Here is a 22378-nt window from a genome sequence, read left to right on the forward strand (position 1 = left end):
GTCGGACATGACCGATCTATCGCCCGTTCTCGATCGCGCCGATCAGAACCTTCCCTCCAGCCTCGACAATCTGTTCGAATTGCTGCGCATCAAGTCCATTTCCACGGATCCGGACTTCAAGGCTGAATGCCGCAAGGCGGCGGAATGGCTGGTCGGCTACCTGAATTCGCTGGGCTTCACCGCTTCGGTGCGCGACACGCCCGGCCATCCGATGGTGGTGGCTCACCACGATGCCGGCAGCGCCAACGCTCCGCATGTGCTGTTCTATGGTCACTACGACGTGCAGCCGGTCGACCCGATCGAATTGTGGGAAAGCGATCCCTTCGCGCCTGAGATCAAGGACATGGGCAACGGCCGCAAGATCCTGACCGGTCGCGGCACGTCAGACGACAAGGGTCAGTTGATGACCTTCGTCGAGGCCGTGCGCGCCTACAAGGAGACCAAGGGCACGCTTCCGGTGCGCATCACCATCCTGTTCGAAGGCGAAGAGGAATCCGGCTCGCCTTCGCTCAAGCCCTTCCTCGAAGCCAATGCCGCCGAGCTGAAGGCGGATTTCGCCCTCGTCTGCGATACCGGCATGTGGGACGGCGACACGCCGGCGATTTCGGCCGGCCTGCGCGGCCTCGTCGGCGAAGAGATCACCATCACCGCAGCCGACCGCGACCTGCATTCGGGCCTCTTCGGCGGCGCCGCCGCCAACCCGATCCATATCCTCACCGACATCCTCGCCGGTCTGCATGACGAGACCGGCCGCATCACGCTTCCCGGCTTTTATGAAGGCGTCGAGGAAACGCCCGCCAATATCAAGGCCTCGTGGGAGAAGCTCGGCATGACGGCCGAGAAATTCCTCGGCGAAGTCGGCCTGTCGATCCCCTCGGGCGAGAAGGGCCGCTCGGTAATGGAACTCACCTGGGCGCGACCGACGGCGGAAGTGAACGGCATCTGGGGCGGCTATACCGGCGCCGGCTTCAAGACCGTGATTGCGGCCAAGGCATCGGCGAAGGTTTCCTTCCGGCTCGTCGGCCAGCAGAACCCGCCGGCCATCCGCGAAAGCTTCCGCGCCTATGTGCGTTCCAAGATACCGGCGGATTGCTCGGTGGAATTCCATGAGCATGGCGGTTCGCCGGCAATCCAACTCTCCTATGATTCGCCTGTGCTGACCAAAGCGAAGACGGCGCTTTCCAGCGAGTGGCCGCAGCCTGCCCTCATCATCGGCATGGGCGGCTCGATCCCGATCGTCGGCGACTTCCAGAAGATGCTGGGCATGGAATCGCTGCTCGTCGGCTTCGGCCTCTCCGACGACCGCATCCATTCGCCGAACGAAAAGTACGAGCTGCGCTCCTACCACAAGGGCATTCGCTCCTGGATCCGCATCCTCGACGCGCTCGCAGTCTAAACGATCTGCCGGGACGCGTGCCTCTTTGCGCGTCCCGTCCTCACTCCCGCCTCGATGACATTTAAGCTGTCATCCGGACCGAGCGACGGCAGGGCTGCTCTCGCGTCTTTTGGCCACGATCGATGAGATGAAATATGGGAATCTGGATCGATACCGACATGGGGTTCGATGACATCGCCGCCATCCTGGTTGTCGTGCATTCGAAGCTTACTATCGACGGTGTTTCGCTGGTAAGCGGCAACGCTCCGCTATCGCATGTCCAGGCCAATGCGGCGAGTGCCGCCGCCGTCTTCGGCTGGTCTTTTCCCATTCACACCGGCCGCGAATTGCCGGTGCTCTGCAAGCTGGAGACGGCGCAAAGCATTCTCGGCCAGACCGGCATTCCGACAACAGGCCGTAGCCTGCCGCCCGCCAATCCGTTGCCGTTGAGCAATGCTTTTGCCGCACTCTGCGATTGGCTTGCCGATGGCGCGGGACCGAAACGCATCCTCGCGCTTGGCCCGCTCACGAATATCGCCGCCCTCGCGCTTGCCCGCCCGGAACTGGCCGCCCGCATCGACGAGCTGATCTGGATGGGCGGCGGCGTCACCTCAGGCAATCATACCGCCTCGGCTGAGTTCAACGCCTTCGCCGACCCCGAGGCGCTGGCAATCGTGCTGGCACATGGCCTGCCGCTCAGGATGATCGATCTCGACATCTGCCGGAAGGTGCTGGCCTGGCCCGAGGATGTAGCCCGTCTGCGCCAGACAACAGGCGAAAAGGCGCAGCTGCTCGCCGATCTTCTCGAAGGTTACGTCAACATCGCCATCAGCCGCGGCCGGCCGGCCATGGCCGTGTATGATCCGACGGCGGCGGCCATTTTGGTCGCGCCCGAGATAGCAACGCTTCGCCACGCACGCATCGACGCCGAATTGCAGGGGCAGCATACGCGCGGTCGCACTGTCGTCGAGATGCGCGGCTCACATGGTGCCTTCAACGCCCATTTCGCGGCCGAAATCGATGCCGACAAGGCGCGTTCCATCATATTCGATGCCCTACAGCGAGAGGCCGGCCGATGACCAGAGACTTTTCCGGCGAGCCTGCCGATCTCAACGCGCCCGACCTGCGGGCACGCGCAGTCGCCGCCGCCCGAGGCGATGCGCCCTTTGACCTGCTGATTGCAGGCGGCCTCATTGTCGATATGGTGACCGGCCAGATCCGCGCCGCCGATATCGGCATTATCGGCCCGCTGATCGCCAGCGTGCATACTCCGGGCAGTCGTACCGACGCCAGGCAGACGATCGACGCAGCCGGATGCTTTCTTTCGCCCGGCCTGATCGACACGCATATGCACATCGAAAGCTCGATGGTGACGCCGGCTGTTTACGCCAAGGCCGTGCTGCCGCGCGGTGTGACGACCATCATCTGGGATCCGCATGAGCTCGGCAATGTCCATGGGCTGGACGGCGTGCGCTGGGCGATCGATGCGAGCCGCCAATTGCCGATCCGCGTGATCCCACTGGCGCCATCCTGCGTGCCCTCGGCCCCGGGGCTTGAGCTTGCCGGCGCCGATTTCGACGCGACCGCGATGGCCGAGATGCTCTCGTGGCCTGAGATCGGCGGTATCGCGGAAGTCATGACAATGCGCGAGGTGATCAATGGCGATCCGCGCGCCATCGGCATCGTCAATGCCGGACTGCTTTCGGGCAAGATGATCTGCGGCCATGCCCGGAGCCTCGAGGGCAGCGATCTCAACGCCTTCATGGCGGCCGGCGTCACCTCGGACCATGAGTTGACGTCGGGAGCCGACCTGCTTGCCAAGCTATCGGCGGGCCTGACGATCGAGATGCGTGGTTCGCATGATCATCTCATGCCGCAATTCGTCGAGACCATCAACGAGCTCGGCTTTCTGCCGCAGACCGTGACGCTCTGCACCGACGATGTGTTTCCCGACGAACTCCAGGACGGCGGCGGCCTCGATGACGTCGTGCGCCGCCTCGTACGCTATGGACTGAAGCCCGAATGGGCATTGAGGGCAGCGACGCTGAATGGCGCCATGCGGCTTGGCCGAAACGATCTTGGCCTGATTGCGGTCGGGCGCCGCGCCGATATCGTGCTCTTCGAAGATCTTGAGGCCTTCAAGGCCCGGCATGTGATCACCAACGGCGTGCTGGCGGCCGAAGACGGCCGGATTGTCGGCGTCATTGCCGGGATCGATCCGCAGCCACTGCGCGATTCGATCAAGCTCGCAGCGCTTAGCGAGAATGATTTCCGCGTACCCGCAACGGGCAGCCGCGTGCGGCTCGTGACCATCGACCGGCCCCGCTTCACCCAATGGGGTGAGGTCGAGGCTGATGTGGAAGACGGTTTCGTCGTACCGCCGGCCGGAACCATGATGCTGGCCGTCGCCCATCGCCATGGCAAAGCCGATAGCCGGCCACGCATCGGCTTTCTCACCGGTTGGGGCGAATGGCGCGGTGCCTTCTGCACGACGGTGTCGCACGACAGCCATAACCTCGCAGTCTTCGGCGGCAATATCAGTGACATGACGCTCGCCGCCAATGCCGTTATCGCGGCCGGCGGCGGTATGGCGGTTGCGCGCGATGGAACGGTCGAGGCGCTCTTGCCACTGCCGCTCTCCGGGCTGGTGAGCGATGCCCCGCTTGACGAAATCGCCAATGCCTTCCGTGCTATCCGTGGCGCAATCGACGGTATCGTCGACTGGAGCCCGCCCTACCTCGTCTTCAAGGCCTGCTTCGGAGCGACGCTTGCCTGCAATGCCGGACCGCACCAGACGGATCGCGGGATCGCCGATGTCGCGACGGGGCGGGTGCTGGAGACGCCGGTGCTTGGGGTGGTTTAGGCTTTTGGCCTGATATTGGCTGTGTGTTCGTCGAGGGTGCGTCACCCCCCTCTGTCACTTCGTGACATCTCCCCCACAAGGGGGGAGATTGGTAACTCGCGGTCAGCCTCTCACACCAAACCAACATCGCATTTGCTGAAATTGCGGTTTATTGTTCTACGAGTAACGAGCGGCATATTCCCAACGATCTCCCCCCATGTGGGGGAGATGTCCCGAAAGGGACAGAGGGGGGTACCAGATGCTAGGCAAACTCAACGTCTCAGTTGGAAGCGAGACCCTCGCCTACTCCCCCAACTCCTGTCGCACCAACGTCGCCCAGAATGCCACGCCCGAGGCGATCGCATCGTCGCTGAAGTCATAGGCCGTGTTGTGATGCAGCGCGCCGTCGACGGCGGGGCCGTTGCCGAGCCAGACGTAGCAGCCCGGCGCTTTCTGGCCGAAGAAGGCGAAATCGTCGCCGGCAGTCGAGGGTGGGAAGCGGGTCAGCACCTTCTCACCGAAGACGGTGGTGGCAGCTTTCAGCGCCCGCGCAGTGGCATCGGCATCGTTGACGACGGGCGGAATGCGCCGCTCGAACTGATAATCGACCGCAATGCCGTACATGGCGGCCGTACCATGCGCCAGACGTCCGATCTCCTGTTCGAGCTGATCGCGAACCTCCGGCGTATAGGCGCGCGCCGTACCGGCGATGTCGACAGTGTCGGGAATGACGTTTAGCGCATTGGGATCGCCGGCCTGCAGCGAACAGGCACTGACGACGGCCGGCTGCAGTGGATCGACAACGCGGCCGACGATGGTCTGCAACGAAGACAGGAAGGTTGCCGCCGCCGTGATCGGATCCTTGCCGAGATGCGGCTTGGCACCGTGCGTGCCGGTGCCCCGAAAGGTGATGCGCCAGCTATCTGACGACGCGAGCTGCGGCCCTTCAACCACGGCCATCTCATCGACGTCGAGACCGGGCATATTATGCAGGCCGTAGACGGCGTCGCAGGGGAAGAGATCAAACAGGCCCTCCTCCACCATGCGTTTGGCGCCGCCGCGTCCTTCCTCGGCCGGCTGAAAGATGAAATGTACCGTGCCGGAAAATCCGCGCTTGGCGGCGAGATGGCGGGCAGCACCGATGAGCATGGTCGTGTGGCCGTCATGGCCGCACGCGTGCATCTTGCCGGGAATGGTTGACTTGTAGGGACGATTGGCCTTTTCCGGCATGGCCAGCGCGTCCATGTCGGCGCGAAGGCCGATGCGGCGGGTGCCGTTGCCGATCTGTAGCGTGCCGACCACACCGGTCTTGCCGAGGCCGCGATGCACCGTCAGACCTGCCTCCTCCAGCAGAGTGGCGACGATGCCGCTGGTGCGTTCCTCCTCGAAGCCGAGCTCCGGGTGGGCGTGGAGATTATGACGAAGCGACGTCAGGAAAGGCAGATCCTGGGCGATCTCATCGGACAAAGACATGGGCGTTCCTTCGGCATCGGGCGCAACTGCGAAAAACGATCACGTCTTTCTTTCGCAAAGGCACGGCGGTTTCAACCGGAAAGAGCTCAATTGCCCGAGGGATCGAAGACGTGTGCCTTGCCGGTCACGCTGACATGAACCGCAGCGCCGACATCCGGAAGATCGACGCTGGAACTCTTGATCGTCAGCGGCGCCAAACCAGATGCTTCGGCAAGTGCAAGCGTTACCGTGCAGACGGCACCGCCGAATTCGACATCCAGAACATTGCCGGCACATAGGGCCGCGGAATCCGCCCCGGCGATCGCGCTGAAGCGAAGCTGCTCGGGGCGCAACATGATCTCGCCGGGTCCGCTCCTGCCATTCGTATGGGTCGCGATGCGGCCGAGGACACAATCAGCAAAACCATCGCTCAATTCCGCCGACAGCAGAATTGCATCTCCGAGGAAGGTCGCCGTTTCCCGGTCGCGCGGGGAGAGATAGAGAGCCTGCGGCGTTCCGGCCTGCACCAATTTGCCCTCCCGCAACACCGCCACCTGATCGGCAAAGGACAGCGCCTCTCCCTGATCATGGGTCACGAGCACAGTGGTAATGCCGGCATGCTGCAGCACACGGGCGACGGCCTTGCGCATGTTTTCGCGCAGACCCGTGTCGAGTGCGGAAAAAGGTTCGTCGAGCAGCATCAGCCTCGGCTTGCGGCCAAGGGCGCGCGCCAGCGCCACACGCTGCTGCTGGCCGCCGGAAAGCTGATGCGGGCGGCGGGCGAGCATGCCGCGATCGAGCTCCACCATGTCGATGAGGGCGTTGATCTGCTCGGCGCGATCCGCCTGACCGCGCTCCATGCCGAAGCTGATATTCTCGGCGACGCTCAGATGCGGAAACAGCGCACCATCCTGCGAGACGATGCCGATGCCGCGGCGATGCGCCGGGACAATGGCCGGACCGTCTGCCAGCGTCTGGCCCTCCAGCGTCACCTGACCCTCATCCGGTATCTCGAAGCCGGCGATGATGCGCAGCAGCGTCGTCTTGCCGGAGCCCGAGGGGCCGACGATGGCGGTACGGCTGCCCGCGGCCACGGTGAGATCGATGCTGTCGAGCGCGTGCACCGGGCCGTAACGCTTGCTGATGTTCTTGATCGCCAGAAAGGTCATTGCCCGGCCGTTCGCTTGGATTGCACATAAAGAAGAAGGGTGAGCGGCAGCGACAGCACGACCATCATGAAGGCGTAGGGCACGGCGGAAACATAGTCGATTTCGCTCGTCAGTGCCCAGAATTTCGTCGCCAGCGTTTCCGTGCCGTTGGGCGACAGCATCAGCGTCGCCGTCAGCTCGTTGGTGATGCCAAGCGCCACGAGTGCGACACTAGCAGCAAAGCCGGGTGCGGCGAGACGCATGGTGACCTGTCGGACGGCCTGCGACGGCGTGCGGCCGAGCGCCATGGCGGCGCGTTCAAGCTCGACCGGCGCCTGGGCGATGCTGGCGCGCAGGCCGACCATGGCGCGTGGCAGGAACAGCAGGACATAGGCGAGCAGGAGCGTGGCAAATGTCTGGTAGAGCGGCAGGATCAGCCGGACGGTAATCGAGACCAGGGCCAGGGCAACAACCACGCCCGGCAGCGAGCCGACATAATAATGGCAGGCTTCGAGGATGCGCTGCAGCCGACCCGGCGCGCGCACGGACAGCCAGGCCATGGGGACGGCGGCTATCGTCGTCAACAGACCGCCGGCAACCGCCAGACCGATGGTTTGCAGCAGAGCCCAGCCGACGGTATCGATCCGCCAGATGCCGATGCCGCCAAGATAAAGCCAGCGTGCCAGGGTGACGAAGGGGACGCCGAGCGTGAGTACGGCGGTCACGACAGGCAGAGCGATAGCGGGAGCCACGAACCAGCCGAGGCGGCGGCGATCTGCCGGGCGCGCCGCGCCGGAGCCGACGCGGGCATAGCGCTCGTTGCCGCGCACAAGGATCTCGATGCCGAGCAGCAGCAGGCAGCAGAAGACGAGAACGCCGCCGAGCATATTGGCGGCGGGGCTGTTGTAGGCGGACTGGAACTGATCGACGATCGCGGTCGAGAAGGTATCGAAGCGGATCATCACGTAGAGGCCGTATTCGGCCAGGAGATGAAGGCCAATCAGCAGCGAGCCGCCGCAGATGGCAAGGCGGAGCTGCGGCAGGATCGCCCGGAAGAAGACGCGCCAGGGGCCGAGGCCGAGCGAAGCGGCGGCATCCTCGATCGCCGGATCCAGCCGGCGCAGGGTCGCGGCGACAGGCAAATAGAGAAACGGGAAATAGGCGAGCACCGATACCAGCACGCCGCTCCACAGGCCTCGCATGCTCGGCACGAGGCTGACCCAGGCATAGCTGTGCACGAAGGCGGGCACGGCGAGCGGCGCGACCGCCAGCCAGGACCAGATGCGGGCGCCGGGAAGATCGGTGCGCTCCGTCAGCCAGGCAAGCGTTACCGCCAGCAGAATGGAGAGTGGGATGGTGCAGACTTCGAGCAGGACGGTATTGACGAGCAGCTCGCCGACGCGATTACGGAAAACAAGGGCCACCACTTCGGCCCAGCCCGTATCGATCGAGATCCAGATGATGAAGCCGAGCGGCACCAGGCTCAGAAGGGCGACGACGGAAGCGAAGGCGACAACAGAGGCATGCCGAACGCGGTTGCGGGGAGCAGCCGTCAACTGGGGGATTCGCATGGCGGCGGCCTCAGCGGCCGGCGCGGCATATGTGTTCTTCTGCAGCAAGTCCAAGCTGCCTTTCACGCCCTGAAATAGGAAGGCAACCGCCGTTGAAAGGCGATTGCCCGATGATCAGCCTAGAAGGCCATTCGCATGCCCCTAGCAGGGCATGCGACAGTGATGCAAGTGCCGAGCCCGGGATCAGGGCGCAAGCCTTTCCGAAAACGGCTCAAAGGCGTTTCCGTCCGGGCTTTCGGCCTAGATAAGGCCGGCTTCGGTCATCAGGTCGGTTACCTTCTTGCTGTTCAGCTTCGAGGGTTCGACCTTTGGCGCCTGCAGGTCCTTGATCGGCACCAGCTTCGGATTGGATGCGTCGCCAGTGCCGACGGCATATTCATAGGAGTCGCCGTCGCGCAGAACGGCCTGACCGTTCTTCCCGGTGATCCACTTGAGGAATGCCTGGGCTTCCTTCTGGTGCTGGCTGGACGCCAGAACAGCACCGCCGGAGATGCTGACGAATGCGCCCGGATCCTGGTTCTTGAAATAGTGCAGAAGAACGTTCTTGCTGTTCTCGCCGGTCTTGGCCTGATCGCCGAACCAGTAATAGTGGTAGATCACCGCGCCTTCGATCTCGCCGGCATTGACGGCCTTCATGGCAACGCTGTTGCCCTTGTAGAAGCTGGCATTTGCCTTCATCGCCTTCAGCCAGGAACGGGTGGCATCTTCGCCCTTCAGCTCCAGAAGCGCGCTGACGATCGCCTGGAAATCGGCGCCGGCCGGCGAAGCGCCCCAACGGCCCTTCCACTTCGGATCGGCCAGATCGAGCATCGACTTCGGCAGATCGGCTTCCTTCAACTTGGTCTTGTCATAGGCGAAAACCGTGGAACGGGCGGCGACGCCGACCCAGTTGCCATCGGCCGACTTGAAGGTTTCCGGCACCTGCGCGAGCGTCGCGGCATCGACCGGAGCGAAAAGCTTGTTGGAATCGACCAGCGTCATGCCGGGGGAGTTCTCGGTCAGATAAACGTCTGCGGGGGAAGCAGCGCCTTCCTGGATGATCTGGTTGGCGAACTGCATGTCGCTACCGTTGCGGATCGTGACCTTGATGCCGGTTTCCTTGGTGAAGCCATCCGCCCATGCCTGCGTCAGCGTTTCGTGCTGGGCATTATAGACGACGATGCCCTCGGAATCGGCGGCGTTCGCCATCATCGGGGCAACGGCAAGACCTGCCGCCAGTGCCAGCATGCTGGTAAGATGAGAAAAGGAAAAAGCCATAGGTCCTCTCGCTTGATTGTCGCCGCGTCAGGCAGCGATGCGATAGCGTATATTTTTCCTGACCGTTTTTTTCAAGTTTACGCTCAGTCCCTGCTTATCACAAAAGTTTGAGAATGGAGTCAAGATTTAACCGCCCCTTTTCGGCGAGTTAAAACGAGGCGCAGCCGGCGTCCCCAGGCAAGCAATCGCCGCACGCTCACGATGCTGATGGTGGCTGACGAGTTGTGCTGACGGCGACGCCGATCGCCTGGCTTTTCCATGCATTCGGCTTGAACGAAAAGGGCCGCGGCGTTCACACGCCGCAGCCCCTTGCCAATTCGAAAATCGGGATCAGGTGTCTTTCGTCTCCAGCGTCTTGCTGAAGAAGATCGCGACCAGCGTGCAGACGACGCCCGACAGCAGATAGAGGCTGGTATAGACAAGGCCGAACTGGCTGGAGAGGCTGAGCGCCACGAAGGGCGCAAAGCCGGCACCGATGAGCCAGGACAGATCCGAGGTCAGGGCCGAGCCGCTATAGCGATAGTTGCGGCTGAAGCGGGAGGCGCTGGCGCCGGCGGCCTGACCGAAGGAGAGGCCGAGCAGCGTGAAGCCGAGAACGACATAGATATGACGGCCCGTTACCCCGCCATCAAGCAGCCAAGGCGCAATGAAGGCGAAGCAGGCGATCAGCACCGCGCCGAGGGCGAGCTGATTGCGGCGACCGATCCGGTCGGCAATGAGGCCGGAACAGATGATGGCGACAATGCCGCAGATGGCGCCGACGAACTCCATCAGAAGGAACGAGCCGGGAGTCTGCTCGCTGTACAGCGTCACCCAGCTCAGCGGGAAGACGGTGACGAGATGGAAGGTTGCAAAGCTTGCAAGCGGTACGAAGGCGCCGATCAGCACGTCGCGGCCATGGACGCGCAGCAGTTCCGTCATCTTGACCGGCTCCAGCTCGTGGCGTTCCAGCAGCGCACCGAATTCCGGCGTGGCGACAAGGCGAAGCCGGGCGAAGAGCGCCACGACGTTGACCATGAAGGCGCAGAAGAACGGATAGCGCCAGCCCCAATCAAGAAAGTCGGCTGTCGTCAGGCTCGTGGCGAAATAGGCAAACAGCGCGCTTGCGAGCATGAAGCCGATCGGCGCGCCGAGCTGCGGGATCATCGCATACCAGCCGCGATGGTTCGTCGGGGCATTGAGAGCGAGAAGCGAAGCCAGGCCGTCCCAGGCGCCGCCGAGCGCAAGGCCCTGGCCTATGCGGAAGAGCGCGAGCAGGATGATCGCATAGGCGCCGACCTCAGAATAACCCGGCAGGAAGCTCATCGCCGCCGTCGAGCCGCCAAGCAGGAACAGCGCTATGGTGAGCTTGACGCCGCGCCCATATCGACGATCGATCGCCATGAAGATGAACGAACCGATCGGCCGGGCGACGAAGGCGAGTGCAAACACGAGGAAGGAAAGCAGCGTGCCGTGCAGCGGGTCCGCAAAGGGAAACATCAATTTCGGGAAAACCAGCACCGATGCGATGGCATAGGTGAAGAAATCGAAAAATTCGGAGGTGCGACCGATGATCACGCCGATGGCGATGTTGCCGGGAGCGACTGAGCCGCCAGCATGCATGCTGCGAGCGTCACTTTCGAGTGTTGAAGATGTGGGGTTTAAAGTCTCATGTGTCACGCTGACCATGTATGGGAGCCTCCCTCTCCAAGCGCGAACTCCTCCACGAATTCGCGCATAATCAAAATGTTGATCAAACGTGCGAACATATCAAGTGTCGCGCATGAAATAATTCGGAAATTCGCCATCAAACCCGCCCTTATCCGGCTTTGTCGCCCTGTCATCTTAATATGGGAAAAGGCGACCGATGGTTATTTGTTCCGATCCAGGTATATTAGCCACGACAAAAGCGAATGATCGATGGAAAACCTTCTGGATTTCGGCAGGTTTTCCCGATAGGTGGGACCGCATTCCATACCGCATTGCACTCGCACTTGCTGCGGTGCGACGAAACACCTCATATCGTTCATGACCGCCGTCCTTTAGTCGCGGTAGGGTCGAAACAAAAAGAGCTTTAAGACGTGCTAAGACTAGCGAAGATTTTCAGCCGTTTATCCGTCATCCCACTGTTTTTGCTACTCTCCGGTTGCAATTTCGTGGTGATGGCTCCCTCCGGCGATATCGCCATGCAGCAGCGAGACCTGATCATTATCTCGGTCGCGCTGATGCTGATCATTATCATCCCCGTGATCTTCCTGACGCTGTATTTTGCCTGGAAATACCGGCAGTCCAACACGCAGGCGACCTACGAACCGGAGTGGCATCATTCGACACGCCTGGAGCTGGTTATCTGGTCCGCTCCGCTTGCCATCATCATCGCGCTCGGCGCGGTGACCTGGATAAGCACCCATCAGCTCGACCCCTACCGTCCGCTTGACCGGATCGCTGCCGACAAGCCGCTCAGCGCCGATGTGAAGCCGCTGACGGTCGAAGTGGTCGCACTCGATTGGAAATGGCTCTTCTTCTATCCGGATTACGGCATCGCCACCGTCAACGAGCTGGCTGCCCCGGTCGACCGGCCGATCAACTTCAAGATCACGGCTTCGGCGGTCATGAATTCCTTCTTCATTCCGGCACTGGCCGGCCAGATCTACGCCATGCCGGGCATGGAGACGAAGCTGCACGCCGTCATCAATCATCCCGGCGAATTCCAGGGCCTGTCCGCCAACTATAGCGGCGCCGGCTTCTCGAACATGCGCTTCAAGTTCCACGGCCTCAATCAGGCTGATTTCGACCAGTGGGTCCAGAAGGCGAAGAGCCAGGGCACCGCACTTGGCCGCCCCGAATATCTGGCGCTTGCCAAGCCGAGCGAACGCAACCCGGTACAGTACTTCAATGCCGTCGACGATGGTCTCTACAATGCCGTCCTCAACATGTGCGCCGATCCGAGCAAGATGTGCATGAGCGAAATGATGCATATCGACGCCAAGGGTGGCGGCGGCAAGGAAAGCCAGGAAAACCGCGAGCGTCTGATCTACGACAACCGCGATGGCAGCCCGCTCCACGCCACGCCTGTCAAGGCCGATGGCGGCGCCGACCATTCCATGCAGCACGGAGACAACTCGATGCAGGGCATGTCCATGCAAGGCATGGATATGGGCAACGGCTCTTCTTCCGATTCGTCGACCGGTTCGGCGCAGCACCAGGGTCATTGATCCGGTGCGCTTAGTAACAAGACATTTATAAGGACAGAGGCAATCCATGTTTTCCAACCCGGACCTCTATAAATTCATCTTCGGCCGGCTGACGCTCGACTCGATCCCGTATCACGAGCCGATCCTCGTCGTGACCTTCCTCGGCGTCGCGGTCGGCGGCATCGCCCTTCTCGGCCTGCTCACCTATTTCCGCCTCTGGGGCTATCTCTGGACCGAGTGGTTCACCAGCATCGATCACAAGAAGATCGGCATCATGTATGTCGTGCTGGCGCTCATCATGCTGCTGCGCGGCTTTTCCGACGCGTTGCTGATGCGTCTGCAGCAGGCGCTTGCCTTCAACGGTTCCGAAGGCTACCTGCCGCCGCACCACTACGACCAGATCTTCACCGCCCACGGCGTCATCATGATCTTCTTCGTGGCGATGCCCTTCGTCACCGGTCTGATGAACCTGGTCGTGCCGCTGCAGATCGGCGCGCGCGACGTTTCCTTCCCGTTCCTGAACAACTTCTCGTTCTGGATGACGACGGCAGGCGCCATCGTGATCATGATCTCGCTCTTCATCGGCGAATTCGCGAAGACCGGCTGGCTGGCCTATCCGCCCCTCTCCGGCATCGCCTATAGCCCCGATGTCGGCGTCGATTATTATATCTGGGGCCTGCAAGTCGCGGGTATCGGAACGACGCTGTCGGGCATCAACCTGGTCGCCACCATCGTCAAGATGCGCGCGCCGGGCATGACCTTCATGAAGATGCCGGTGTTCACCTGGACGTCGCTCTGCACCAACATCCTGATCGTTGCGAGCTTCCCGATCCTGACCGCAACGCTCGCACTTCTCACCCTTGATCGCTACGCCGGCACGAATTTCTTCACGAACGACCTCGGCGGCAACCCGATGATGTATGTCAACCTCATCTGGATCTGGGGCCACCCGGAAGTCTACATCCTGATCCTGCCGGCCTTCGGCGTGTTTTCGGAAGTGGTTGCCACCTTCAGCGGCAAGCGTCTCTTCGGTTACGCCTCGATGGTTTACGCCACCTGCGTGATCATGATCCTCTCCTACCTCGTCTGGCTGCACCACTTCTTCACGATGGGCTCGGGCGCCAGCGTCAATTCCTTCTTCGGCATCACGACGATGATCATCTCGATCCCGACGGGCGCCAAGTTGTTCAACTGGCTGTTCACGATGTATCACGGCCGCATCCGCTACGAAGTGCCGATGCTGTGGACCGTCGGCTTCATGGTGACCTTCACCATCGGCGGCATGACCGGCGTCATGCTGGCAATTCCGCCGGCCGACTTCGTGCTGCACAACTCGCTGTTCCTGATCGCCCACTTCCATAACGTGATCATCGGCGGCGTGCTCTTCGGCATGTTCGCGGGCGTCAACTACTGGTTCCCGAAGGCCTTCGGCTTCAAGCTCGATCCTTTCTGGGGCAAGATGAGCTTCTGGTTCTGGCAGATCGGCTTCTGGTTCGCCTTCATGCCGCTCTATATCCTCGGCCTGATGGGCGTTACCCGCCGCGTCAGCCAGTTCGACGATCCGTCGCTGCAGATCTGGTTCATCATCGCAGCCTTCGGCGCCGGCCTCATCGCCATCGGCATCGCCTGCTTCCTCATCCAGATCGCCGTCAGCTTCATGAAGCGCGAAGAGCTTCGCGACCACACGGGCGACCCCTGGAACGGCCGCACGCTCGAATGGTCGACCTCGTCACCGCCGCCGGCCTATAACTTCGCCTTCACGCCGATCGTTTACGATCACGATGCCTGGTATGACATGAAGGCTCGTGGCTACGTCCGGCCGACCGAAGGCTTCATCCCGATCCACATGCCGAAGAATACCGGCACGGGCGTCATCCTCGGCGCTCTCTCGATCGCCTTCGCATTCGGGATGATCTGGTACATCTGGTGGCTTGCCGCCATCACCTTCGTCGCGATGCTCGTCATTACGATCGGCCATACCTTCAACTACAAGCGCGACTACCACATTCCCGCCGAGGAGGTGGTGAAGACCGAGAACGAGCGTACGAAGCAGCTCGCAGGACAGGTGTAAGACCTATGACGACCCACACTGCAAAGGCTCCCATGGACGGCGAAACACCCGCTTTCTATCTGACGGAGGAACATCATCCGGAAGGCAGCACCATGCTGGGCTTCTGGATCTACATCATGAGCGACTGCCTGATCTTCGCAGTCCTCTTCGCCACCTATGCCGTACTCGGCCATAACTACGCGGCCGGCCCTTCCCCGGCCGACCTGTTCGAGCTGCCGCTGGTTGCCGTCAACACGGCGATGCTGCTCTTCTCCTCCATCACCTATGGCTTCGCCATGCTGGCGATGGAGAAGGACAACAAGTCGGGCACGCTGATGTGGCTGACGATTACCGGCATCTTCGGCGCGATCTTCATCTTCTTCGAACTCTATGAGTTCTATCACCTGATCCTCGACGGCGCCGGTCCGCAGCGCAGCGCGTTCCTCTCGGCCTTCTTCACGCTGGTCGGCACGCACGGTCTGCACGTCACCGTCGGCATCGTCTGGCTGATCACGCTGATGGCGCAGGTTGGCCGCTACGGCCTCATCGCGGAAAACAAGCGCCGCCTGATGTGCCTTTCGATGTTCTGGCACTTCCTCGACGTCGTCTGGATCGGCGTGTTTTCCCTCGTCTACCTCATGGGAGTTCTCGGATGAGCTCGAACACAAACCATTCGCATTCCGGCGACGCCCACGGCCATGACCACCACCATGGCGGCCATGGGGCTTCTCATGGCACCTACAAGAGCTACATGACAGGGTTCATTCTCTCCGTCATCCTGACCGCCATCCCCTTCTGGCTGGTCATGGGCAAGGTGTTCTCCGATCCGGCCATCACCGGCGCGATCGTCATGATCCTCGGCGCGATCCAGATCGTCGTGCACATGATCTACTTCCTGCACATGAACACCCGCTCGGAAGGCGGCTGGAACATGATGGCGCTGATCTTCACCATCGTGCTCGTCATCATCGCGCTTTCCGGCTCGCTCTGGGTCATGCATCACCTCAATGCGAACATGATGCCCATGTCGCCCGATATGATGCGCAACATGCCATAAGATCCGAGCGGTGGGCCTTCTAGCAAAGGCCCACCCTCCTGCCGGCGATGATGTCGACCGGTTGCTGCGTTAAACGTTTTCGGGAATGCCCGAGATTGCGGCCGAATTTTCCAGACAACGCATGATTTTCCGCGAAGGCTGTTTCGCACCTCCCGAAATCATGCGGCAGCGCGTCCCCGGAGACCTGCGCCATGACCGATATTTCCTCGAATACATCTGTGAGCAAGCGACGCTCGATGCTTGGCCTTGCCATCTGGCTTGTGCTGCTTCTGCTCCTGACCGCTCTTCTCATCGGACTCGGCACCTGGCAGGTGCAGCGGCTGCACTGGAAGCTGGATCTGATCGCCAAAGTCGATTCCCGTGTGCATGCGCCGGCGGTTGCGGCGCCCGGCCCGGCGCAATGGGCCGATATCAATGCCGAAAACTCGGAATACAAGCACGTGCAGGCAAAGGGCACTTTCCTCAATGACAAGGAAACGCAGGTCTATGCCTCGACCGAGCTTGGCCCCGGCTATTGGGTGCTCACGCCCTTGAAACAGGCTGATGGGACGATCGTCATCGTCAATCGCGGCTTCGTTCCCACCGAGAAACGCCAGCCGACGACGCGAACCGAAGGCCAGATCGGCGGTGAAACCACAGTGACCGGCCTTTTGCGGATCAACGAGCCCAAGGGCACGCTGATGCGCTCCAACGTGCCGGCCGAAGAACGCTGGTATTCACGGGATGTCACGGCAATTGCCGATGTCCGCAGCCTGCAAAATGTCGCGCCCTATTTCATCGATGCCGACGACACGAAAAATCCAGGCGGTCTGCCGGTGGGCGGGCTGACGCAGATCGTCTTCCACAACAGCCATCTCGTCTACGCCATCACCTGGTACGGGCTGGCGGCCATGACGCTCGGCCTCGCGGTATTCCTTGTCTATTTCGAACGGCGGCGGGTGAAAGCGGCCCGCTAATCCCAGCTACGTCATCGTTGCAAAGCGGAGCTGCCAGCGCCGGCCGTCGCTCGTCATCTCGACAAGGCCGAACGGCTCGATATCGATCGCCCAGAATGCCGAGGGCGGTGCCTTCAGTACATTGAGGACTGCGGCACGAATGACGCTCGCATGGGTGATGACGATGGTGTGGCCGGCGTCATTGAGATGACCGTCCATCCACTCACCGATGCGCCGCATGACCGACGACAGGGGTTCGCCGCCATGCGGCGCTGCGTCCATATCCGTCATCCATAACGCCAGGGCAGCCGGATCGCTTTCATGAAGTTCGGCGAGCGGCTTTCCCCGCCAGCCCCCATAATCGCATTCACGCAGGGCAGCTTGCTCCGCCGCCTCAAGACCAAGGAGCGCAGCGGTCTGGCGCGCGCGCAGTGCCGGGCTCGTCCAGACACGATCGATCGATCCGAGCCTTGCAGCAGACAATTCGGCGCGCTGTGCCGCTCTATCCTCCAGCGGCTCGTCGTCCGGGAAGCAGCCTTTCCGATTGGCTTCGGTCGGACCATGGCAAATCCAGCTCAAGCGCGCCTTCATGACAGTCGATATCTCCATTGATTGTCGCGATTTCGCATCACGATGGCGGTTGATTGACAACCATATTTGCCGACAGATATAAACTTGCACTTGCGGGTGTGGAAGCCGGTGTAATCCCGGCGCGGTCGCGCCACTGTAATCGACGGGCGGATACCGCCCCCAGAGAGCCAGACCCTTCCCGCAAAACCCTTCCGCAAATGGAACGCGCTTTTCTTCTAGAGGGAAATACAATGTCCGATACCGCTTTCGCCCCCACCGCGATTCCGCAGCCGATCCCGCTCGGCCAAATCCTGCCCTGGGCTATTTTTGCCGGCCTACTAATGCTGCTCGCGATCTATTTCGTCGGCGCGGAAGAAGGCGCGACCTCGCTGATTTCAGGCATGTATGTGCATGAATTCGTGCATGACGGCCGTCATCTTCTCGGTTTCCCCTGCCACTAAGGGATCAGGCACATGGTTGGACGTCTTTTGCTCCGCGGCATGATCGTGGGAGCGCTCGCTGGTATTCTCGTTTTTGCCTTCGCCCGCACCTTCGGCGAGCCGCTGGTCGATTGGGCCATCGGCTTTGAAGAAAAAACTGCCCAGGCCGCCGGGGAAGCGGCGGAACCGGAAATCGTCAGCCGCGCCACCCAGGCGGGCTTCGGTCTCTTCACCGGCATCATGATCTATTCGACGGCGATCGGCGGATTGTTCGCGCTGGTCTTCTCCTTCGTCTACGGCCGCATCAGCCCCCTCGGCGCACGCGGCACCGCAGTCTTGCTCGCAATCGCCGCTTTCGTGACGATTTCGCTCGTTCCCGATATCAAGTATCCGGCGAACCCGCCGGCAGTCGGCAATCCCGACACGATCGGCGCCAGAACCGAACTGTTCTTCATCATGATCGTCGCCTCGATCGTCGGCATGATCGTTGCGATCGGGCTCGGACGCCGGCTGGCGGCGCGCTACGGATCATGGAACGGGACGATCATCGCCGGCATCGGCTATATCGCCTTCATCGCGTTGATCCAGTATCTGCTTCCTTCCGTCAACGAAGTGCCGGAACAGTTCTCGGCGGTCGTGCTCTGGAAGTTCCGCGTCACCTCGCTCGGCATGCATGTCATCCTCTGGACGACACTCGCTCTCGGCTTCGGCGCCTGGGCGGAACGCGAGCTGCCTCAGACCCGCTATCGCAGCAACGCGACGCTGCGCCGCGCCTGAAATGGCATATCTGCCGCATCCCGCGCACGCCACCGTGCGCGGGAAACGCCGACTGCAAAACCGCGTCTTGCTCACAATCCTCTGCATCATACTCTCGAGCTGGCCGACGCTGCTTTCGGCTCACGGCGGTTCCTCGGGGAGCCAGGCCGGTATCCCGATACCAAGCCTCACACATGGCGAAATGGCCGTGATGGCACCCTATTACGGGCGGATCATTGCGATTGCGGAAGATGTCTCCGATACCGACGAGACCTTTCGCCGACTGTTGAATTTCGCGCAGATCCAGCGTGCCTATTGTCTCTGGGGCATGATGCCCGGAAGCGTCAGCGACGAGGAAAGTCCGTTCAACGAATGCTCGCATGCCTATCTCGCGGCCGCCAAGGCAGTGTTGCTGAAGATGCGGACGATGAAAGGCGATGCGGTTTCTGTCGCTGATCTCGCTTCAGAGATCGATACCGCGCTCGTGCGCAACAATCTGTCGCTTGTTCTCTGCCAGTTCAGCAGCGAAAATTTCAACACGGCCGATCTCATCCGGCCAAAGCCGGCCGATATCGTCCGCCACGCCCAAAGTCTCCTGGCAATCCTCTCGGTCCTGTTGGCGATCGGCGCCGGACTGTGGCTGACGGCACGGGCTCTGCGGACCGAACCTATAAAAAAACACCGCCGCTGAACGCGGCGGTGTTTTTCATTCTACCAGTCGCGATGGCGATCACGCCAGCGATCCCTGCGCCAGCCGCCATCACCACGCCAACCGTCGCGATGACCGTGCCACCCCCATGGCGGTGGCCTGTGATAGCCCCCACCCCAGCCATAACGCGGCGGCGGCGGCCCCCATCTGTTCCGGCGGCATTCACCCCAACGGGTCACATGCCAGCCACGACCACAGGCATAGTCGACTTTCACAATCGGCACCGCGGCCGTTGTCCCGACAGCGGGTACAGGCATTGCTTCTGCCGAAGATACAGCCAGGCCACCAAGCAAAGCAGCGATGGCAAAAACGGACGATCTCATTTTGGTGGTCCTCTAACCAAGTCCCTTACAGACGGGATTTAAAGCCCTGGCGCATGAACGCGGGCTGAACCGAAAAAGGCCATTTCACGGCGGAAACGAGATTAGTTTCGAAACAGCTCATTCGACCGGGAGCTGCCGGTGCCAATCCCTTGCGACCTATTTCCGCTTGCTGGCCGGGGATATTCGACCCTTCTCGCGCGTCACGAGAGTTTCATGAACGGGGCTTACACCGAACCTATCGTTTGCCATAAAGGAGTTCTGGATGGTCGACCTCGCTTCCAACAGTTCAGAGGGTGGCAATACCAATCACCCAATTCACGGCGCCAGCGGCTCGGCAAAATGGTTCTTGCCGCTCTTTGGCGTGGTCATTCTCGGCGGCCTCGCCTATGTGGGCTACGCGCTTGGCAGCGATCTTGCCGAAGCTGCCGCCGTTCCGTGGATTCTGCTTGGTCTTGCCCTGCTGATCGCGCTGGGTTTTGAATTCGTCAACGGCTTCCATGATACGGCCAACGCCGTGGCAACCGTCATCTACACGCGCTCGCTGCCGGCCGAATTTGCCGTCATCTGGTCCGGCTTCTTCAATTTCCTTGGCGTTCTCACCTCTTCCGGCGCCGTCGCCTTCGGCATTCTGGCGCTCCTGCCGGTCGAACTGATCCTGCAGGTCGGCTCCGGCTCGGGTCTTGCCATGGTATTCGCCCTTTTGACCGCCGCCATCATCTGGAACCTCGGCACCTGGTATCTGGGCCTGCCCGCATCGAGCTCGCATACGCTCGTCGGCTCCATCATCGGCGTCGGTCTCGCCAATCAATTCCTGGCGCCCGCCGGCTCCGCCACCAGCGGTGTCGACTGGTCACAGGCAAGCAGCGTCGGCATGTCGCTGCTGCTGTCGCCGATCATCGGCTTCGGTGCCGCCGCTCTGCTGCTGCTGGTCGCCAAGGTGCTGATCCGCAACAAGGCGCTTTACGAAGCTCCGAAGGGCAATGCACCGCCGCCGCCGTGGATCCGCGGGCTGCTGATCTTCACCTGCACGGGTGTCAGCTTTGCCCACGGTTCGAATGACGGCCAGAAGGGCATGGGCCTCATCATGCTCATCCTCATCGGCCTTGTCCCCACCGCCTTCGCTCTCAACAAGACGCCCGACATCAACTATCTCGAGGCCTACAAGGCCGCCTCGGCACAGGTCGAGACGGTACTTGGGAAGTATGTGAAACCCGGTGTGACCGCACCTGCCGATCCGAAGGCAGCCGTCAGCGATGCCGTGAAGAGCAAAACCTGGTCGGACGCGACGACGCCGGCATTGCAGGCCTATATCCACGCAACCAGCGCCGAGATCGCCGCCTATCCAAGTGTCGAAAAGCTGCCGAACGGTCTGGTCGGCAACGTTCGTAACGACATCTATCTAATCGGTGAATCGCTGAAGCTGATCGACAAGCAGAAGCTGCTGCCGATGAGCGCCGACGATCTGAAGGCCGTGACCAACTATCACGCCGCCGTCGACCACGCGACCAAGTTCATTCCGCTCTGGGTCAAGGTCGCCGTGGCGCTGGCGCTCGGTCTCGGCACCATGGTCGGCTGGAAGCGCATCGTCGTTACCGTCGGCGAAAAGATCGGCAAGACGCATCTGACCTACGGCCAGGGTGCCGCCGCCGAAGTTGTCGCCATGCTGACGATCGGCGCAGCCGACCATCTCGGCTTGCCGGTTTCCACCACGCACGTCCTCTCATCCGGCGTCGCCGGGACGATGGCGGCGAATGGCTCGGGCCTGCAATGGTCGACCGTGCGCAACATGCTGATGGCCTGGATTCTGACGCTGCCGGCCTCGATCGCGCTCGCCTTCGTGCTGTTCGTCATCCTTCGTCAGGTTTTCTGATCGGCATAACGGCCGGATATTCCGGCCTTTGCCTGAAATATCCCCAGAAGCATAATGGCGCCCCGCGCGGGGCGCCATTTTTTGTACATCACGGCCAGATGCTGGCCCTCACCGCACACGACGGCGCGCAGGCCTACCCCAGTAAATGTTTCCGCACAGCCGTTGCGGCGGTTGCGTCATTCAACCGCTGCAATGGTTTTCCGAAAAGGCTCTGGAGCATTTCCGCTTTTCTTCGAATCGCGAAAACGCTCTATCTTTTTTGTTTCTTGACGCATTCCGGACGGAAAACCGCTACGCACTTTTCCTGGAAGTGCTCTAGCGAGCGATTTCTCTCCTGCTGCCATTGGCGCCCAGGCCGGACAGCTTTGCCAGTTCGGAGCGCCGGTTTGCATAATTCTGCGCGACCATCGGATAGTTGGGAGCCAATCCCCATTTCTGTCGATATTCCTCTGGCGTCAGCCCGTAATGCACACGCAGATGACGCTTCAGCGTTTTGAAGCGTTTGCCGTCTTCCAGGCAGACGATGTAATCGCTCGTCACTGATTTCTTCAAATCCACCGCCGGCACAAGATTGGCCCGTTCGACGGCTGGTGCCGGTGCATCCAACGCATGCAACGCGTCGTGCACGTCCTTGATCAACCTGGGAAGGCTGACAACCGGAATCGCGTTGTGACTAACATAGGCCGAAACGATTTTCACACAACCATCGAACAATGAATGCATCTGCGGGGGCGTGGGTTTTTGTCTCTCGCTGAAAGAATCCATGATCTTTTCCCGGATCTCGTAGGGTTCCTCGTGCGCCGCCCCGCCCGATCGTATCAAGCGCGACGCCCATTGCCGGACGTCCCGC

Annotated in this window: 21 protein-coding genes; 12 read left to right on the forward strand and 9 right to left on the reverse strand. The window is 61.4% G+C overall.

The window, feature by feature from the left end:
* Positions 1-7 precede the first annotated feature (7 nt).
* From A6U86_RS33310 to A6U86_RS33320, 3 genes are all read left to right on the forward strand, one after another.
* A complete protein-coding gene (locus A6U86_RS33310) occupies positions 8-1396 on the forward strand; it encodes a dipeptidase (RefSeq protein WP_068401064.1) in 1389 nt (462 codons plus the stop codon).
* Positions 1397-1530: 134 nt separating this feature from the next.
* Positions 1531-2454: a nucleoside hydrolase gene (locus A6U86_RS33315; protein ID WP_068401066.1), complete on the forward strand. Its 924-nt coding sequence runs from the start codon at positions 1531-1533 to the stop codon at positions 2452-2454.
* Positions 2451-4238, forward strand: a complete 1788-nt coding sequence (locus A6U86_RS33320) for an adenine deaminase (RefSeq protein WP_068401068.1) — start codon at positions 2451-2453, stop codon at positions 4236-4238. Before A6U86_RS33315 ends, A6U86_RS33320 begins: the two co-directional genes overlap by 4 nt.
* Before the next feature lie 282 nt (positions 4239-4520).
* Here A6U86_RS33320 and A6U86_RS33325 read toward each other — a convergent pair whose 3' ends face one another.
* The 5 genes from A6U86_RS33325 to A6U86_RS33345 all read right to left on the reverse strand — a co-directional run bounded on the left by A6U86_RS33325 (position 4521) and on the right by A6U86_RS33345 (position 11313).
* On the reverse strand, positions 4521-5690 hold the full coding sequence (locus A6U86_RS33325; RefSeq protein WP_068401071.1) for a M20 aminoacylase family protein: 1170 nt from the start codon (positions 5688-5690) through the stop codon (positions 4521-4523).
* Between the two features lie 86 nt (positions 5691-5776).
* Positions 5777-6838, reverse strand: a complete 1062-nt coding sequence (locus A6U86_RS33330) for an ABC transporter ATP-binding protein (protein ID WP_068401074.1) — start codon at positions 6836-6838, stop codon at positions 5777-5779.
* Positions 6835-8436 carry an iron ABC transporter permease gene (locus A6U86_RS33335; protein WP_068401211.1) on the reverse strand — a complete coding sequence of 534 codons (1602 nt, stop codon included), beginning with the start codon at positions 8434-8436 and terminating at the stop codon, positions 6835-6837. Before A6U86_RS33335 ends, A6U86_RS33330 begins: the two co-directional genes overlap by 4 nt.
* A 192-nt stretch (positions 8437-8628) precedes the next feature.
* A complete protein-coding gene (locus A6U86_RS33340; protein WP_068401077.1) occupies positions 8629-9645 on the reverse strand; it encodes an iron ABC transporter substrate-binding protein in 1017 nt (338 codons plus the stop codon).
* A gap of 330 nt (positions 9646-9975) precedes the next feature.
* A complete protein-coding gene (locus A6U86_RS33345) occupies positions 9976-11313 on the reverse strand; it encodes an MFS transporter (protein ID WP_068401081.1) in 1338 nt (445 codons plus the stop codon).
* Between the two features lie 392 nt (positions 11314-11705).
* Between A6U86_RS33345 and cyoA the strand changes: the two genes are divergently transcribed.
* The 4 genes from cyoA to cyoD are packed head-to-tail and all read left to right on the forward strand — an operon-like array spanning position 11706 to position 15925.
* Positions 11706-12839: a ubiquinol oxidase subunit II gene (gene cyoA, locus A6U86_RS33350; protein WP_068401084.1), complete on the forward strand. Its 1134-nt coding sequence runs from the start codon at positions 11706-11708 to the stop codon at positions 12837-12839.
* A 46-nt stretch (positions 12840-12885) separates the two neighbouring features.
* Positions 12886-14889, forward strand: a complete 2004-nt coding sequence (cyoB, locus tag A6U86_RS33355) for a cytochrome o ubiquinol oxidase subunit I (RefSeq protein ID WP_068401087.1) — start codon at positions 12886-12888, stop codon at positions 14887-14889.
* A gap of 5 nt (positions 14890-14894) precedes the next feature.
* On the forward strand, positions 14895-15524 hold the full coding sequence (gene cyoC, locus A6U86_RS33360; protein WP_068401090.1) for a cytochrome o ubiquinol oxidase subunit III: 630 nt from the start codon (positions 14895-14897) through the stop codon (positions 15522-15524).
* Positions 15521-15925 (forward strand): cytochrome o ubiquinol oxidase subunit IV, encoded by a 405-nt coding sequence (gene cyoD / locus A6U86_RS33365; RefSeq protein WP_068401093.1) that lies wholly within the window; start codon positions 15521-15523, stop codon positions 15923-15925. Before cyoC ends, cyoD begins: the two co-directional genes overlap by 4 nt.
* Before the next feature lie 19 nt (positions 15926-15944).
* Here the strand turns inward: cyoD and A6U86_RS35520 are convergent, their stop codons facing one another.
* Complete coding sequence (locus tag A6U86_RS35520) at positions 15945-16118, reverse strand: hypothetical protein (RefSeq protein ID WP_158008798.1); 174 nt, start codon at positions 16116-16118, stop codon at positions 15945-15947.
* Here A6U86_RS35520 and A6U86_RS33370 point away from each other — a divergent pair.
* Entirely contained in the window at positions 16117-16881 is a 765-nt protein-coding gene (locus A6U86_RS33370) for an SURF1 family protein (RefSeq protein ID WP_068401094.1), read from the forward strand. The two genes, A6U86_RS35520 and A6U86_RS33370, sit on opposite strands and share 2 nt — an antisense overlap.
* Before the next feature lie 6 nt (positions 16882-16887).
* Here A6U86_RS33370 and A6U86_RS33375 read toward each other — a convergent pair whose 3' ends face one another.
* Positions 16888-17451 (reverse strand): histidine phosphatase family protein, encoded by a 564-nt coding sequence (locus tag A6U86_RS33375; RefSeq protein ID WP_068401213.1) that lies wholly within the window; start codon positions 17449-17451, stop codon positions 16888-16890.
* A gap of 230 nt (positions 17452-17681) precedes the next feature.
* Between A6U86_RS33375 and A6U86_RS33380 the strand changes: the two genes are divergently transcribed.
* The 3 genes from A6U86_RS33380 to A6U86_RS33390 are packed head-to-tail and all read left to right on the forward strand — an operon-like array spanning position 17682 to position 19317.
* Positions 17682-17891, forward strand: coding sequence for a CbtB domain-containing protein (locus A6U86_RS33380; RefSeq protein ID WP_068401096.1), 210 nt, complete (start codon positions 17682-17684; stop codon positions 17889-17891).
* A gap of 12 nt (positions 17892-17903) precedes the next feature.
* Positions 17904-18647, forward strand: a complete 744-nt coding sequence (locus A6U86_RS33385; protein ID WP_068401098.1) for a CbtA family protein — start codon at positions 17904-17906, stop codon at positions 18645-18647.
* Position 18648: 1 nt separating this feature from the next.
* Positions 18649-19317, forward strand: coding sequence for a hypothetical protein (locus A6U86_RS33390; RefSeq protein WP_068401100.1), 669 nt, complete (start codon positions 18649-18651; stop codon positions 19315-19317).
* 20 nt (positions 19318-19337) lie between these two features.
* Here the strand turns inward: A6U86_RS33390 and A6U86_RS35075 are convergent, their stop codons facing one another.
* Entirely contained in the window at positions 19338-19658 is a 321-nt protein-coding gene (locus A6U86_RS35075; RefSeq protein ID WP_083197069.1) for a GCG_CRPN prefix-to-repeats domain-containing protein, read from the reverse strand.
* Positions 19659-19920: 262 nt separating this feature from the next.
* Here A6U86_RS35075 and A6U86_RS33395 point away from each other — a divergent pair, with 262 nt between their 5' ends.
* Positions 19921-21528, forward strand: a complete 1608-nt coding sequence (locus A6U86_RS33395) for an inorganic phosphate transporter (RefSeq protein ID WP_068401103.1) — start codon at positions 19921-19923, stop codon at positions 21526-21528.
* Between the two features lie 315 nt (positions 21529-21843).
* Here A6U86_RS33395 and A6U86_RS33400 read toward each other — a convergent pair whose 3' ends face one another.
* Positions 21844-22293: a MucR family transcriptional regulator gene (locus A6U86_RS33400; RefSeq protein ID WP_068401106.1), complete on the reverse strand. Its 450-nt coding sequence runs from the start codon at positions 22291-22293 to the stop codon at positions 21844-21846.
* Positions 22294-22378 lie beyond the last annotated feature (85 nt).

It is taken from the genome of Rhizobium sp. AC27/96 (assembly GCF_001692325.1).
Lineage (GTDB): Bacteria > Pseudomonadota > Alphaproteobacteria > Rhizobiales > Rhizobiaceae > Rhizobium.